Origin of the sequence: Nocardia sp. NPDC047654 (assembly GCF_043205035.1) — a bacterium.
Classification (GTDB): Bacteria; Actinomycetota; Actinomycetes; order Mycobacteriales; family Mycobacteriaceae; genus Nocardia.
Genome location: NZ_JBIDDF010000001.1, coordinates 1,019,570 through 1,033,808, shown reverse-complemented (window position 1 = coordinate 1,033,808; position 14,239 = coordinate 1,019,570). Strand labels below are relative to the sequence as shown.

At 70.3% G+C, this 14,239-nt stretch carries 14 protein-coding genes; 5 read left to right on the top strand and 9 right to left on the bottom strand.

What is annotated here, in order from left to right; genetic code table 11:
• Positions 1-58: 58 nt before the first annotated feature.
• Together ACGF7Y_RS04960 and ACGF7Y_RS04955 are read left to right on the top strand one after the other, a co-directional pair.
• The gene (locus ACGF7Y_RS04960) at positions 59-2,362 is read left to right on the top strand and encodes a transketolase C-terminal domain-containing protein (RefSeq protein ID WP_393229278.1); all 2,304 of its coding nucleotides are present in this window, start codon (positions 59-61) and stop codon (positions 2,360-2,362) included.
• Between the two features lie 47 nt (positions 2,363-2,409).
• Positions 2,410-2,889: a hypothetical protein gene (locus ACGF7Y_RS04955; protein ID WP_393229275.1), complete on the top strand. Its 480-nt coding sequence runs from the start codon at positions 2,410-2,412 to the stop codon at positions 2,887-2,889.
• A 27-nt stretch (positions 2,890-2,916) separates the two neighbouring features.
• On the opposite strand, the gene ACGF7Y_RS04950 is transcribed toward ACGF7Y_RS04955, so the two are convergent.
• Both ACGF7Y_RS04950 and ACGF7Y_RS04945 read right to left on the bottom strand, forming a co-directional pair.
• Positions 2,917-3,519 carry a hypothetical protein gene (locus ACGF7Y_RS04950; protein WP_393229272.1) on the bottom strand — a complete coding sequence of 201 codons (603 nt, stop codon included), beginning with the start codon at positions 3,517-3,519 and terminating at the stop codon, positions 2,917-2,919.
• Positions 3,520-3,580: 61 nt separating this feature from the next.
• A complete protein-coding gene (locus ACGF7Y_RS04945) occupies positions 3,581-4,570 on the bottom strand; it encodes an alpha/beta fold hydrolase (RefSeq protein ID WP_393229269.1) in 990 nt (329 codons plus the stop codon).
• A 54-nt stretch (positions 4,571-4,624) separates the two neighbouring features.
• Between ACGF7Y_RS04945 and ACGF7Y_RS04940 the strand changes: the two genes are divergently transcribed.
• Positions 4,625-5,473 (top strand): SDR family NAD(P)-dependent oxidoreductase, encoded by an 849-nt coding sequence (locus ACGF7Y_RS04940; RefSeq protein ID WP_393229266.1) that lies wholly within the window; start codon positions 4,625-4,627, stop codon positions 5,471-5,473.
• A 6-nt stretch (positions 5,474-5,479) separates the two neighbouring features.
• Here ACGF7Y_RS04940 and ACGF7Y_RS04935 read toward each other — a convergent pair whose 3' ends face one another.
• Positions 5,480-6,313: a LysR family transcriptional regulator gene (locus ACGF7Y_RS04935; RefSeq protein ID WP_393229263.1), complete on the bottom strand. Its 834-nt coding sequence runs from the start codon at positions 6,311-6,313 to the stop codon at positions 5,480-5,482.
• Positions 6,314-6,382: 69 nt separating this feature from the next.
• On the opposite strand from ACGF7Y_RS04935, the gene ACGF7Y_RS04930 reads away from it, so the two are divergent.
• Positions 6,383-7,519 (top strand): YbfB/YjiJ family MFS transporter, encoded by a 1,137-nt coding sequence (locus ACGF7Y_RS04930; RefSeq protein WP_393229260.1) that lies wholly within the window; start codon positions 6,383-6,385, stop codon positions 7,517-7,519.
• On the opposite strand, the gene secG is transcribed toward ACGF7Y_RS04930, so the two are convergent.
• From secG to ACGF7Y_RS04915, 3 genes are all read right to left on the bottom strand, one after another.
• A complete protein-coding gene (gene secG, locus ACGF7Y_RS04925) occupies positions 7,506-7,739 on the bottom strand; it encodes a preprotein translocase subunit SecG (RefSeq protein ID WP_039798855.1) in 234 nt (77 codons plus the stop codon). The two genes, ACGF7Y_RS04930 and secG, sit on opposite strands and share 14 nt — an antisense overlap.
• Before the next feature lie 71 nt (positions 7,740-7,810).
• Positions 7,811-9,409, bottom strand: coding sequence for an MFS transporter (locus ACGF7Y_RS04920; RefSeq protein WP_393229257.1), 1,599 nt, complete (start codon positions 9,407-9,409; stop codon positions 7,811-7,813).
• 10 nt (positions 9,410-9,419) lie between these two features.
• Positions 9,420-10,364 carry a DMT family transporter gene (locus tag ACGF7Y_RS04915; protein ID WP_393229254.1) on the bottom strand — a complete coding sequence of 315 codons (945 nt, stop codon included), beginning with the start codon at positions 10,362-10,364 and terminating at the stop codon, positions 9,420-9,422.
• A gap of 288 nt (positions 10,365-10,652) precedes the next feature.
• Between ACGF7Y_RS04915 and ACGF7Y_RS04910 the strand changes: the two genes are divergently transcribed.
• Entirely contained in the window at positions 10,653-11,435 is a 783-nt protein-coding gene (locus ACGF7Y_RS04910; protein WP_393229251.1) for an META domain-containing protein, read from the top strand.
• Positions 11,436-11,441: 6 nt separating this feature from the next.
• Here the strand turns inward: ACGF7Y_RS04910 and ACGF7Y_RS04905 are convergent, their stop codons facing one another.
• The 3 genes from ACGF7Y_RS04905 to ACGF7Y_RS04895 form a co-directional block, all read right to left on the bottom strand.
• Positions 11,442-12,089, bottom strand: coding sequence for a DUF1579 family protein (locus tag ACGF7Y_RS04905; RefSeq protein ID WP_393229248.1), 648 nt, complete (start codon positions 12,087-12,089; stop codon positions 11,442-11,444).
• A gap of 144 nt (positions 12,090-12,233) precedes the next feature.
• Positions 12,234-13,019 carry a triose-phosphate isomerase gene (gene tpiA / locus ACGF7Y_RS04900; protein WP_393229245.1) on the bottom strand — a complete coding sequence of 262 codons (786 nt, stop codon included), beginning with the start codon at positions 13,017-13,019 and terminating at the stop codon, positions 12,234-12,236.
• A gap of 2 nt (positions 13,020-13,021) precedes the next feature.
• Positions 13,022-14,236, bottom strand: coding sequence for a phosphoglycerate kinase (locus tag ACGF7Y_RS04895; protein ID WP_357032153.1), 1,215 nt, complete (start codon positions 14,234-14,236; stop codon positions 13,022-13,024).
• Positions 14,237-14,239: the final 3 nt, after the last annotated feature.

The following is a 14,239-nucleotide window of genomic DNA, read 5'->3' as shown; positions in this document are numbered from 1 at the left end:
CGAAAGAACACCGCCGGATAACGCAGCCGAACAGCGAAGTTTACGAGATGATCGGTCGGTGACCGATCAGGCAGTGGATCTGGACGAGCGGTGGCGCACCGCCGTCGCCGCACTCCGCCCGCGACCCGGGCGTCCGGCGGATCAGCCGGTCGCACCCGGCGTCGCGGTCACGGGCGCGGCGTGCCTGGAATTGTTCGACGCGCAAGCGACGAGCAGGCATCTCGATCTCGCGGCACGCCGCCTCGGCAGCGCCCGGCGCGGTTTCTACAGCATCGGATCGTCCGGTCACGAGGGCAATGCCGCCCTGTCGGCTGCCCTGCGGATCACCGACCCCGCCCTGCTGCACTACCGCTCGGGAGCGTTCTTCGTGCATCGGGCCCGGCGCGTGCCCGGGCTCGACCCGATCCGGGACGTGCTGCTCGGCGTGGTCGCCGCGGCGGCGGACCCGATTTCCGGTGGGCGGCACAAGGTATTCGGCAGCGCTGCCGCTCACGTCATCCCGCAGACCTCGACCATCGCGTCACATCTGCCCCGCGCGGTAGGTCTGGCGTTCGCGATCGATCGCGCGGCACGGCTCGGCGTCGCCGGTCCCTGGCCCGCCGCCGCGGTGGTGCTGTGCAGTTTCGGCGACGCGTCGGCCAACCACTCCACCGCGGCGGGAGCGATCAATGCCGCGATTCACACGGCCGGGCAAGGGATTCCGATGCCGGTCCTGTTCGTCTGTGAGGACAACGGCATCGGGATCAGCGTCCCCACTCCCCCGGATTGGATCGAGCAGGCGTACGGCCACCGCCCTGGTCTGGCCTACTTCCACGCGGACGGCTGCGCCGCACTCGACGCGCTGACCACCGCCGACGCTGCCGTCCGGTGGGTGCGGAGTAGCCGCGCGCCCGCGTTCTTGCATCTGCGGACGGTCCGGCTGCTCGGTCACGCGGGCTCGGACGTCGAAACCGCCTACCGCCGTCCCGCCGACATCACCGCCGATCTCGCTCGCGATCCGGTCCTGGCGACCGCACGGCTGCTGATCGAGTATGGCGTCGCCACCCCCGCCGACCTGCTCGACCGATACGCCGACCTGGGCCGCCGCGTGGCCGCGACCGCCGAACTCGTTTCCACGGAGCCGAGACTCGCCTCGGCGGCGGCCGTGACCGCCCCGATCGGCCCCTACCGTCCGGCACTCGTGCGCGCCGATGTACTCCGGCGCGACAGCCGCGGAAATGCGGAGGCCGGTCACGCGATCGCCGACATCGATGCGCCGCATCGTCGCAACGGCGCCGCGCAGGGTGATCCGGTGACCCTGGCGCAGGCGATCAACGACACGCTCGCGAGCCTGCTGGCGCGCGACCGCGACGTGCTCGTCTTCGGGGAGGACGTCGGCCGCAAGGGTGGCGTATACGGCGTGACCAAGGGTTTGCGGAGGAGATTCGGCGCCCGCCGCGTGTTCGACACCCTGCTGGACGAGCAGAGCGTCCTCGGGACCGCGCTGGGCTCGGCGCTGGCCGGATTCGTGCCGATCCCGGAGATCCAGTACCTGGCCTACCTGCACAACGCCGCCGACCAGATCCGCGGCGAAGCGGCCACGCTGTCCTTCTTCTCCGACGGCCGCTACCGGAATCCGATGGTGGTGCGGATCGCCGGATACGCCTACCAGAAGGGCTTCGGCGGCCATTTCCACAACGACAACTCGGTGGCCGCGCTGCGCGACATCCCCGGCGTCGTGCTTGCCTCCCCGTCCCGCGCCGACGACGCGGCCGCGATGCTGCGCACGTGCGTGTCGGCCGCACGGGTGGACGGCAGAGTGTGCCTGTACCTCGAACCCATCGCCCTGTATCACACCCGCGACCTGCACCATCCGGGCGATGACGGCTGGCTGGGCCGCCCGTCGCCTGACGAACACGTCGAGATCGGCCGTGCTCGGGTCTACGGCGACGGGGCCGACCTGACCCTGGTCGGCTTCGCCAACAGCGTGCCGATGAGCCTGCGCGCGGCACAGCGCTTGGCCCGGCTCGGCATCGGCGCGCGCGTGCTCGATATGCGCTGGCTCGCTCCCCTTCCGGTGCACGATCTGCTGCGGCACGCACGCGCGACCGGGCGGGTCCTCGTCGCGGACGAGACCCGGCGCAGCGGCGGTGTGTCGGAGGCGGTGTGCGCGGCGCTGATCGACGCCGGTTTCACCGGCAGGCTCGCGCGTGTGACCAGCGAGGACAGTTTCGTGCCGCTCGGTCCGGCCGCCGCGACGGTGCTACTCGACGAGGACCGCATCGAAGCCGCCGCCCTCCGGCTTCTACGCGACGCGACCGGCGTGGAACCGCGGCGCGCCGGGGCCCGGCATTCCCCGGAATTCGATTCGGCCGGGGAATAGTGGAAATACAGTGAGGTGACGGTGACCAGCAGCGGAAAGGACTCGCGATGACCACGATGTCCATGCTCGGCGAGGTGCGGCCGGAGCACGAGCACACGACCGACGGCGATCTGGTGCTCCTGCACTACCTGCGGTCGTTCCACAAGCCCGTACTGGACGTGTGGTCGGCGGCCACCGAGCGCGGCCAGCTCGCCCGCTGGCTCGGGGCCGTCTCCGGCGGCAACGGCAACCTCACCATCGAGTTGTTCGACGGTCCGGTCCCCGGCCCGGTCGCGGTCCGCGTCGACCACTGCCAGGCGCCGCACGAATTGGTCGTGCACATCGACGGCTGCCTGCTCGAAGTCCGGATGACCCAGGTCGGCGTGGTCACCACTGTGGAACTGACCCGCCGCCACGTGTGCCCCGCCGACGCGGGCGCGATCGGCCCGCGCTGGCAATACCTGCTCGACCGCCTCACCGCCTACCTCGATTTCCAACCGTTGCCCCGGTGGTCGGACTACCCGAAGCTGGCGAAGGAATACCGCTAGACCACCGAGCCTCCCGCCGGGCGGGGTTCAGTAGAAGAACCCGACGATGCCCCAGCCGGGACGCGCCTGCGCCTCCCGGATCCACTCGACGCAGGACTCGATCGCGGCGAGAACCTCGTGGTCGACCTCCTCACGCTGCGGCGGCGTGGTCGACTCCCACTGCACGAGCGCTTCGGCGCACTGCTCGGGCGTCCATTCGCCGTAGCCGGGCAATTCATCCGGCTGCGGCAGCGAAGGCGGCAGCGAGTGGTACATGAACGCGCGGACGCTCACCGCTTTGATGCCGAGTGTGGCCAGGCCGTCGTCGATGTGGTCGAGCCAGCGACCCCGGAACGCCGAGAAGTAGCGGTTGTCCACGAAGCGACCGTAGAACTGGCAGATCGTCTGGTAGGCGTAGCCGTACTGGAAACCGTAGGCCGGGTCGAACGGACCGCCGTCCACAACGGCGCGCACCGCCTCGTAACGGGTGGGCGCGCCGGCCGCGATCTCGTCGGCGAACCAGTCGTCGTCGTGGGTCAGCTGGGCTTTGAACCGGCCGCCGATCATCCGCCGGAGCTTGTCGTCCCGGGACCCGATGGCGCCCTTGACCCTGTCCAGTTCGACGACGTAGATGCTCAGGCTATAACTCATTCACCGAACATTAGCGGTGCCCACCGACAACGAACATCGCTGAGCCCGAAGGCGTTTCACCTCACGCCGGAAGCCGGGCCGGATGCGCGGCCAAGTGGGCGAGATGAGCGGTGAGCAACGCGTTCACCTGCTCGGTCCGCTCCAGCTGTACGAGGTGGCCCGCGTCCCTGATCTCGGTGACCACCCGCAGGTCGGTGACGTGCTCACGCAGCGTGGCCAGCGGGTCGCGGCCACTGAAGCCCTCCATGTCGGGATCGCGGTCGCCGTACAGGAAATAGGCGGGCACAGCGACTTTCGCGTCCGCGTACTCGGCGGTGAGTTCCCAGTTGCGGTCCAGGCTGCGATACCAGTTCAATCCGCCGGTGAACCCGGTGCGTTCGAAATCTCGGGCGAGCACGTCCAGCTCGTCCGCGCCGAGCCAGCTCCACGGCAGCGCGGGCGCCTCCGGCAGCACATCGAGATAGCCGGTGCCCTCGGCCGGGAAGCGCCAGGTGTCCAGGTAGTGATAGTCGGCGCTGAGCGCGTAGTAGACGCGGGCCAGGAACTCCCGGGGACGCGCGCCCAGTTCCGCATCCGCCACGCCCGGAGTCTGGAAGTAGTGCAGGTGCAGGAAGTGCCGAGCCGCGGCCTTCGCCCACAGCTGCGACGGAGCTCGCGGCGGACGTGGCGCGAACGGATTGTTCAAGACGATTACGCCGCGCACCCGCTCCGGCGCGCGCAATGCCAGTTCCCACACCAGTGCCGCGCCGAAGTCCAAGCCGACGAACACCGCCTGCTCCGCGCCGATGTCGTCGAGCAGAGCGAGCAGATCGCCGCAGACCGCGCGATTGGTGTACGCCTCGGGGTCGGCCGGGACGTCGGTGCGACCGTAGCCGCGCAGGTCCGGCGCGAGAGCTCGATACCCGGCGGCGGCGACCGCGGGAAGCTGGCGGTGCCAGATGTACCAGGTGTGCGGAAAGCCGTGGCAGAAGACCACCGGCTGCCCGGTTCCCTGCTCGGCGACGTGCATACGGACCCCGCCGGTCGTCACGAACCGATGCGTCAGCTCCACTCGGGCCTCCAAAACCTAGAACACGTTATCGTTTCACGGTAATGTTCCGGTTTCGTGAGCGGAATACCCGAGAGGCTCGAAGGCAAGATCGCGGTCGTCACCGGCGCCAGCCGCGGCATCGGCAAAGGGATCGCGCTGGAACTCGGCGCGGCGGGTGCCACGGTGTTCGTCACCGGACGCTCGGCGGCGCAGGGACGACTACCCGGCACCGTACACGCCACGGCCGCGGAAATCGATGCGGCGGGCGGGGTCGGCATCCCGTTCGTGTGCGACCACCGCGACGACGACGCGGTGGAGCGGCTGTTCGAGCTGATCCGCACCGAGCACGGCAGGCTGGACGTGCTGGTGAACAACGTCTACAACTCCCCCGCCGCGGCCCGATGGCTGGGCAAGCCGTTCTGGGAGGTGCCACCCGCGGCGTGGGACGAGTCGTTCGACGTCGGCGTCCGGTCGCATTACGTGGCAAGCTATTTCGCCGCGCCGCTGTTGATCGAATCGGGCGGGCTGATCGCCAACATCTCCTCGCCAGGGGCGCGCAGGTACATGCACAACGCGGTGTACGGCGTCGCGAAATCCGCCCTGGACCGGCTCACCGCCGACATGGCCCACAACCTCGCGGGCACCGAGGTCACCGTGGTCTCGCTCTGGCCGGGCATCGTCGACACCGAACTGCTGCAACTGGTTCCGGCAGGCGCCGACGGCCGCAGGCTGGTCACGCTGCCCGGTGAGGGCACCTTCGACCTCGGCGACGCGCAGACGCCGCGCTTCACCGGCCGCGCCGTCGTCGCGCTCGCCGCCGACGCGGGGCGTCGCTCCCGCACCGGGTTGCCCTGGCCGGTAGCCGATCTCGCCGAGTACTACGGGTTCACCGACATCGACGGGCGCATCCCGCGCGTCGACTGACTCCGTTCACAGCGCGCCGAGGAAGCGCTGCACCGAGCGCGACGGGACCGGCCTGGCGCGCCACGCCACGTACACGTGCGAGGGCGGGGCGTCGGGGATGTCCAGATAGACGACGCCGGGATGCGGCGCCCTGGTGCGCGCCAGATCGGGTACGACACCGATGCCGCGATCGGCCGCGACCAGTTCGATCCATTCGTCGAAGTTCGTGCAGGTGATGACGGCGCGGTCCGGGTCGACCGGCTGCCAGGACGCCGCATCGGTGGTGCCGGACACGGTGTTGACCACCAGCGGCCGATCGGCCAGATCGGACCAGGACAGGTGGTGCGCGTTCGCCAGCGGCGAATGGGTGGCCACCGCGAGCACCCGCCGTTCCGTCGCGATGATCCGCGACGCCAGGTGGCGCGGCAGCCGAGTCTCCTTGCGGTAGATGGCGATATCGACCGTGCGCTCGCCGAGCGCGGCGAGCGGATCGTCCACGCGCCGCAGGGTGATCCGGCCACCGTGTTCTTCGAAACGGCGGCGGGTCGCGGCGAACCACGCGTCGGGCAGCAGCCACGAGAAGCCGATCTCCAGCGTGGCGCGCGAGCGCAGTTCCGCGGCGACGCCGTCGACATCGGCCAGGATGCGGCGGGCGTGGGCCAGCAGTTCGGCGCCCTCGGCGGTGAGCGCGAATCGCCGCGACGTGCGCTCCACCAACCGGCAGTCGACCAACCGCTCCAGCTGCTGGATCGTCCTGGTCAACGCGGGTTGGCTCAGGTGCAGCCGGGTCGCGGCGCGGGTGTAGTTCGCCTCCTCGCACAAGGCCAGATACGCCCGCAGGTGCCGCAGCTCGATATCCATGCGTCGAGCGTATACATCGTGCGTGGAAAGCATTTCCGCACGCTGCCCCCGGCCTCGTACGGTCGAGCGGTGACCACTGTTGTCCTCGCCGGGCCCCCGAGCCGTGGCCTCGCACCCGCGGTGGCCGCGGCATCCGGCCTGGCCGCCGCGATGGGCGTCGGGCGCTTCGTCTACACCCCCTTGCTGCCGCTCATGGTCGACGCGCAGCGCATCACCGCGCACGACGGCGCCCTGATCGCGACCGCGAACTACGCCGGTTATCTGCTCGGCGCGCTGCTGCTGACCTGGCGCCCCCAGCTCGGCCGCCGCACGATCTTCCTGGCGTCGGCAGGACTGTTGATCGCGAGCGAAGCACTCATGGCGGCACCGGGGCCGATCCTGCTGCTCGCCCTCCTGCGCCTGGTCGCGGGCGTCGCCAGTGCGGTGATCTTCGTTGCCTGCGCGAGTTTCGCGAGCCGACCCGGCAGCGGCAGACAGTCCGCGGGAATCGTCTTCGGCGGCATCGGATTCGGCATCGCGTGGACCGGCCTGCTGGTGCCGGCGTTGCGGCCGGTGGTGTCGTGGCAGACTCTATGGCTGATCTCCGCGGCGCTCACCGCGGTCCTTCTGATTCCCGTCCGGCACCTCGACATCCGTCCGGGGCAGCGCGTGCCAGTCGGAGCGGCACGGGTCCTGCGCGCTTGGCGTGCGCTGCTCGTCGCCTACTTCCTCGAAGGCCTCGGGTACATCGTGATCGGCACCTTCCTGGTAGCGGCGGTGAGCGCGGAACGCGGGCCGGTGACCGGTTCGGCGATGTGGATCGTCGTCGGCGCGGCGGCGGCGGTCTCGACCGTGCTCTGGGCCGGGGCCGCGCGGCGCTGGCCTCCGGCACTCCTGTTACCCGTCGCGCTGGGGGCGCAGTGTGTCTCGGCGGCGCTCCCGGCCGTATCCGGTGCGATCTGGGCCGCGGTGACGGCCGCGGCGCTGTTCGGGGGGACGTTCGTCGGAATCGTCATGCTCGCGATGCGAGTCGGCGCCGAGTTGACCGACGGGGCCGCGGCGGCGACGCTCACCGCGGGGTACGGGGCGGGACAGATCCTCGGGCCGGTGGCGGTGGCCCCGGTGCTCGGGACGTCCTATCCCGCCGCGTTCGTCATCGCCGCGGTCGTGCTCGGCGCGGCGACGCTCACGGCGGGCGTGGTGACCGCCGGGATCAGGCGAACTTGATCTCGAGGCCGATGCCGAGAATGGCGATCAACCAGATGACGCCGGTGAAGATGGTGACGCGGTCGAGGTTCTTCTCCACGACGGTGGATCCGGACAGGCTGGACTGCACGCCGCCGCCGAACAAGCTGGACAGACCTCCACCCTTGGCGCGGTGCAGCAGCACCAGCAGCACCAGCAGCACGCTGGTGATGATCAGGAGGATATCCAGGAACATCCGCATGCCGGACAGTGTATGCGGTCGAGGCGACCGCACCGAATCAGGCACTCGGCAGCCGCGCGCAGGGCACCGCCCTAGCGCCGGTCGACCGCCACGAGGTGGGTGACCTGCTCCCCCTCGACGGCGCCGAACTTCGCGACGGCCTCTTCCCGCAGCTGATCCTGCGCGGTGAGCCGGACCTGATGCTGGTGCATGTGCTCGGCCCAGGACCGCACGACGAACGCCTCGACATAACGATCGATCACCCCGACGTCGCGATACAGGCGCCATTCCATCGCGCCGGTGCGCTGCCGGGACCGGCCGACGAAGGCCATGGCGGCGAGGAATTCCTCGACGTCTTCCGGCGGCACGTCGTAGCTGCGCAGGATCAGCACCGGACCGTCGTCGGGCTCGGGTTCCACCGCCAGTTGCGGCTCCGGCCAGAACGCCGAGGGCGTCAGGTCGAGCACCTCGGGATCGTTCCGGATGGGCAGCCACACCGTGCTCACCGCGCAGAACGCGAGCAGCGCCGTGGCCCACAGCAGCGCGGGCACCGAGCCGATCGCGCCGGCCACCAGGCCCCAGACCAGCGAGCCGATCGCCTGGCCGCCCATGAAGACCAGCAGATACACCGACAACCCGCGTGCACGCACCCAGGCGGGCAGCAGCAGCTGCATGGTCGCGTTCATCGTGGACATCGCCAGCAGCCACGCCAGTCCCGCGAAGACCAGCAGCACCAATACCACCGGCACCACGCGCAGCAGCGCGGTGCCCGCCGTCGCCGACCCGAACAGGATCGCGGCGATGGTGAGCCGCTGCGTCGGGGTGAGCCATGCCCGCAACCGGGACAGCATCGCCGCGCCGAGCACCGCGCCGACGCCGAGCGCCCCGAGCATCAGGCCGTACCCGGACGACGACAGCGCGAGCCGGTCGCGCGCGATCACCGGCAGCAGCGCCCAGACCGCGCTCGCGGGCGCGATGAACAGAATCGACCGCAGCAGCACCCGGCGGATCGCGGGCGCCGCGCGGATGAACCGGGTGCCCGCCTGCAATGCCGCCAGCGGGCGCTCGGTGGGCAGGCGCCGGTCGATCGCCGGCCTGCGCCAGACCGTCAGGACGGCGACGATCCCGACGAACGACACGGCGTTCAGCGCGAACACCAGCGTCGGCCCGGACAACGAGACCAGCGCGCCGGCCAGCGCGGGACCGACCGCCCTGCCGATATTGATGTTCATGCTGCCCAGCGCGGAGGCCGCCGGGATCTGCTCGCGCGAGACCAGTTCGGGCTGGATCGCCTGCCAGGCCGGCGCGGTCAGCGCCTGCCCGCAACCGAGCAGGAACAACAGGGTGAGCAGCACGCCGGGGGTGGTGTGACCCGTCGCCGTCGACACGGTGAGCAGCGCGGCCAGCGCCGCCATCGCGGACTGGGCGCCGAGCAGCAGCCTGCGCCGGTCCACGAGGTCGGCGATCACCCCGGACGGGATGGCCAGCAGCATCACCGGCAGCGTGATGGCGGTCTGCACGAACGACACCAGCGCCGCCGCGTTGGGCTGGTCGACCATGATCCACTGCGCGCCGACGGTCTGCATCCAGGTGCCGAGATTCGACACCAGCTGCGCCACCCACAGCGCGCGGTACACCGGTGAACGCAGCGGCGCCCAAGTGGAAATCGGGGTCGTCGCGGCTATCGTCACTCGCCGAAGCTTAGTCGCGGCGGTGCCCCCGCCCCGACGCCGCGTCGGGCCCCCGGACCGCCGGACGCGCCGCTGTCGCGGCCAGCAGCAACGCCACGATCAGCAGCGCGGCTCCCGCCAGGCCCGCCGCGGTGAGGCGTTCGCCGAGGATCACCGCCGCAAGCGCCGCTCCCGTGAGCGGTTCCAGCAGGGCCAGTACCGCGGCGATCCCCGGACCGGTGGCCGAGAGGCCGCGGAAGTACAACGTGTAGGCGACCGCGGTGGGCGCGAGCCCCAGCACCAGGACCAGCACGATGCTGCCGGGCGTCGGGTCGAACGCCAGCCCGCTCGTGGCCGCGAGTGGCGCCAGCAGCAACGCGCCTCCGGTGAACCCGAGGCCGGTGGTGGTCATCGCGTCGAGCCCGGGCACCGGCACGGCGTTGAGGACGGTGACCGTCGCGAACGCCGCGGCGGCCACCGCCGCGAACGCCGCGCCCACCAGCAACCCGTGCACACCGCCCGCACCGCTCGGCGTACCGACCAGCAAGGCCAGTCCGCACACCGCGATGCCGATCGTCGCCGCGCGACGACGGTCCACCGCGTGTCGTCCGGTGACATGCTCCAACCCGGCGACGACCACCGGCGACATACCGATCGTGATCAACGTCGCGAGGCTGACCGAGGAGGCGGCGACCGCGCCGAAGTAGGCCGCCTGGAAGGCCGCCGCGAGCACGGCGACCGCGCCGATCCGACGCCAGGCCAGCGGGCCTCGCGGCCACGGCCGCCGCGTGCCCGCGAGCAGAACCACCAGGAGCAGCCCGCCGACGGCGAGCCGGCAAGTGGCCACCGAGACGGGCGACAAGCCGGTGGCCCGGTGCACCAACGTGCCGAGCAGACCGCCGGTGCCCCACAGGAGGCCGGCGCCGGCGAGGTAGACCAGCCCGGGACGGGCGGCAGTGGACACAGTGAAGGACATGAGAGATCGCGCTCCTGCGACAAGAGGGATGGGGTCGCGGAAGCGAGGTGCACAGTGCTGCCGAAAGGAGCGCGCCCACCCGTGCGGCGGCGCGCTGGATGCCCTACACCTCGCTCAGGAAGCGGGCGGCGGAGTGATCGGGAAGCACCGGTGCACGGCACAGATACTAATACGGGGCCGAGTGAGTCATCCCATGAGTCTTGATTCCGGCGGCGGGCGAGTTCACCGGCAGGCCGTGACGACCGACGCGACCTCGGTGGCGCGGCCGGTCGTCGGTAACATCGCCGCATGGCGGCACTCTTCGCGCGATCAGGACCGCTCGTCTTGCTCGCCCTCTGCACGGTGGCGGCGTGTTCGAGCGGTGAGCCCGACCGCGGCGCCGACGAGCCGACCCCGATGGGCCGCACATTTCTCTCCACCGGCGTCGAAGGCACCCCGATTCCCGGCGGCGGGCCGCTGACCATCAGCTTCACCGAGGGCCGGGTAGCGGCCGACGCGGGATGCAACAAGTTCACCGGCGCGGCCTCCCTGGACGATCAGGTGCTGCACGTCTCCGGTCTGGCCACCACCCTGATGGCCTGCGAGGACGATCGGCGCGGCGCCGACGAGTGGCTCAGCGGCCTGCTGAACTCGCAGCCCACCTGGCGGCTGGACGACTCGCGGCTCACCCTGCACAGCCCCGACCGCACGGTGAGTTTGATCGACAAGAAGGTCGCCCAGCCGGACAAACCGATCGTGGGCACGCCTTGGCTGGTCACCGCGCTCATCGCGGACAACAGCCAGATCCGTTCGCGTGCCCTCGACGAGGCGCAGCCGACGCTCACGATCGCCGAGGACGACAGCGTCTCCGGCGGCGCCGGGTGCAATCGCATGACCGGTAGCGCCGAGGTGTCCGGCACCCGGATCACCTTCCGGATCGCCACCACGAAGATGCTGTGCTCGCCGGAGGTGATGGAGGTCGAGCAAGCCGTGTTGAAAACCCTGGACGGCACGGCGACCGCCACAGTGGACGCCGACACGCTGACCCTGCGCAACGACAACGGCGCGGGTCTGGTCCTGCACGCGCAGTGACGCCTGCTACTTCTGCCGGGTGAGCACGACGCGGTCGGCGACCAACTCCGCCGCTCCGGGCGGGGTGAAGTAGATCTCCATGATCACCCGGTCGGCCGACTCCAGCCGGATCACCGTGCGCATCGGGATCGTCTTGCCCGCGAACTGCGCGCCGAGCACGCCCGGATCGGTGAATTCACCGGCCATGACGATGTCGGGGTCACCGCCGCTCCCCTTGGCGCCCTTGTAGCTCATGGTCATCGGCGTGACGCTGTCGACGGTCGTCCATTCGTAGCGGTTGTCGGTCGGTCCGAATCCGAGGAGCCCGAGCCGGTAGTACGCGCTGCTGCCGTGGACGTCCTCGGCTTCCTCCCGCAGGAAGTTGTTGCCGGTCTCGGCGATCCATTCCCAGTGCGAGACGATCTCCCGTCGGACCGGGTTGTCCGCCGTGCCACCCGCGACGAAGGTCGATTTGTCGCCCTTCCACGTCCCGACGAGCTGATTCAGTCTGCGATGCCCCGCGTCCTGCCGCTCTGGGTCGACCGCCGCCGCAACAGTGCTCGATGCCGCGTCGTGCCCCGCGTGCTCGTGAGACGAGTCGTCGGAACAACCGACGAGAGCGGCCAGCGCGAGCAACGCGACCGGAAGTGCGGTGTACATCTTGCGAAGAGTCACGAGAATCCTTGCGGTGCCGTGGGATCGAGCTGCGACATCATCGCACGATTCCCGCTCGCGCGGCATCCGTGATCGCTCTCGGCGTATACGGCACAGCCCGGTACCGCGGGAAGCGATACCGGGCTGTCGCGCGTCGGACCCGGGTCAGGGCAGGGGGCCGCCCGCGGCGATCGCGGAGAGGGTGGCGAATTCGTCACCCTTGAGCGAAGCGCCGCCCACCAATGCGCCGTCGATGTCGCTCTGGGCGACCAGTTCTCCGACGTTCTTGGCGTTCACCGATCCGCCGTAGAGCACGCGCACCTGCGCCGCGACTTCCGGCGAGGCGAGCTTCTCCAGCTCCCCGCGAATCGCGCCGCAGACCTCTTGCGCGTCGGCGGGGGTGGCGACCTTGCCGGTGCCGATCGCCCACACCGGCTCGTAGGCGATGACGATCTTCGAGATCTCCTCCGCCGACAGGCCTTTCAGCGATCCGCGCAGTTGCTCGAGGTTGTACTCGACGTGCGTTCCCGCCTCGCGGACGTTCAAGCCTTCGCCGATGCACACGATCGGGGTGATCCCGTGCTTCAACGCCTGCTTGGCCTTGGCCAGCACGGTGGCGTCGTCCTCGTTGTGGTACTGCCGCCGCTCGGAGTGCCCGACCACGACGAAGGTGCAGCCCAGCTTGGCGAGCATGCTCGCGCTGATCTCACCGGTGTAGGCGCCCGCCTCGTGCACCGAGACGTCCTGGCCGCCGTAGGTGAGCAGGAGTTTGTCGCCTTCGACCAGCGTCTGCACGCTGCGCAGGTCGACGAACGGCGGGATCACCGCGACGTCCACCTTGTCGAAGTACTTCTCCGGCAGCGCGAACGCGATCTTCTGCACCAGGGCGATGGCCTCGAGGTGATTGAGGTTCATCTTCCAGTTGCCCGCGATGAGCGGTTTGCGTGCCATCCTCAGTCCTCCAACACCGCGATGCCGGGGAGCTCTTTGCCCTCCAGGTACTCCAGCGACGCGCCGCCACCGGTGGAGATGTGCGAGAAGCCGTCCTCCGGCAGGCCGAGCGCCCGCACGGCCGCGGCCGAATCGCCGCCGCCGACCACGGTGAACGCGCCCTTGCCGGTGGCGGTCACGATCGCCTCGGCGACCCCGCGGGTGCCCGCGGCGAACTTCTCGAACTCGAACACGCCCATCGGCCCGTTCCAGAAGACGGTCCGCGCCTCGGTGAGCAGGACCGCGAAGCGGTGCACCGAGTCCGGGCCCACGTCCAGACCCAGCCAGCCGTCCGGGATCTCGTGCGCGGGTACCACCTTCGACTCCGCGTCGGCGGCGAACTTGTCGGCCACCACGATGTCGCGAGGCAGGTGGATGACGTCGGCGTACTGCTCGAGCAGCTGCTTGCAGGTGTCCACCATCTCCTCCTGCAGAAGCGAGTCGCCCACCGAAAGGCCCTGTGCGGCAAGGAAGGTGAAGCACATGCCGCCGCCGATCACCAGGGTGTCGACCTTCGGCGCGAGCGCCTCGATGACCGCCAGCTTGTCGGAGACCTTGGAACCGCCGAGCACCACCGCGTACGGCCGGTCCGGGTTCTCGGTCAGCTTGGCCAGCACCTCGACCTCGGCCGCGACCAGCGTGCCCGCGTAGTGCGGCAGCAGCTCGGCGACGTCATACACCGACGCCTGCTTGCGGTGCACCACGCCGAAACCGTCGGAGACGAACGCACCGTCGTCGCCGACCAGCTCGACGAGCGCCGCGGCCAGCTTGGCCCGGTCGGCGTCGTCCTTGCTGGTCTCGCGCGCGTCGAACCGGATGTTCTCCAGCAGCAGCACGTCGCCGTCGGTGAGGCCCTCCGACCGCGCGAGCGCGTCCTGGCCCACCACGTCACCGGCGAGCTGGACATTGCGGCCCAGTTCCTCGGCGAGGCGGGCGGCCACCGGCGCCAACGAGAGCTTCGGGTCCGGTTCACCCTTCGGGCGGCCGAGGTGCGCGGTGACGACGACCTTGGCGCCTGCCTCGGCGAGTGCCTTGATGGTCGGCGCCGAGGCGATGATGCGACCGGGATCGGTGATCTGTCCCTGGTCGTCGAGGGGGACGTTCAGGTCGGAGCGCACCAGCACGCCCCGGCCCTCGACGCCCTCGCCGAGCAGATCCGCGAGTGTCTTGACAGCCATGCG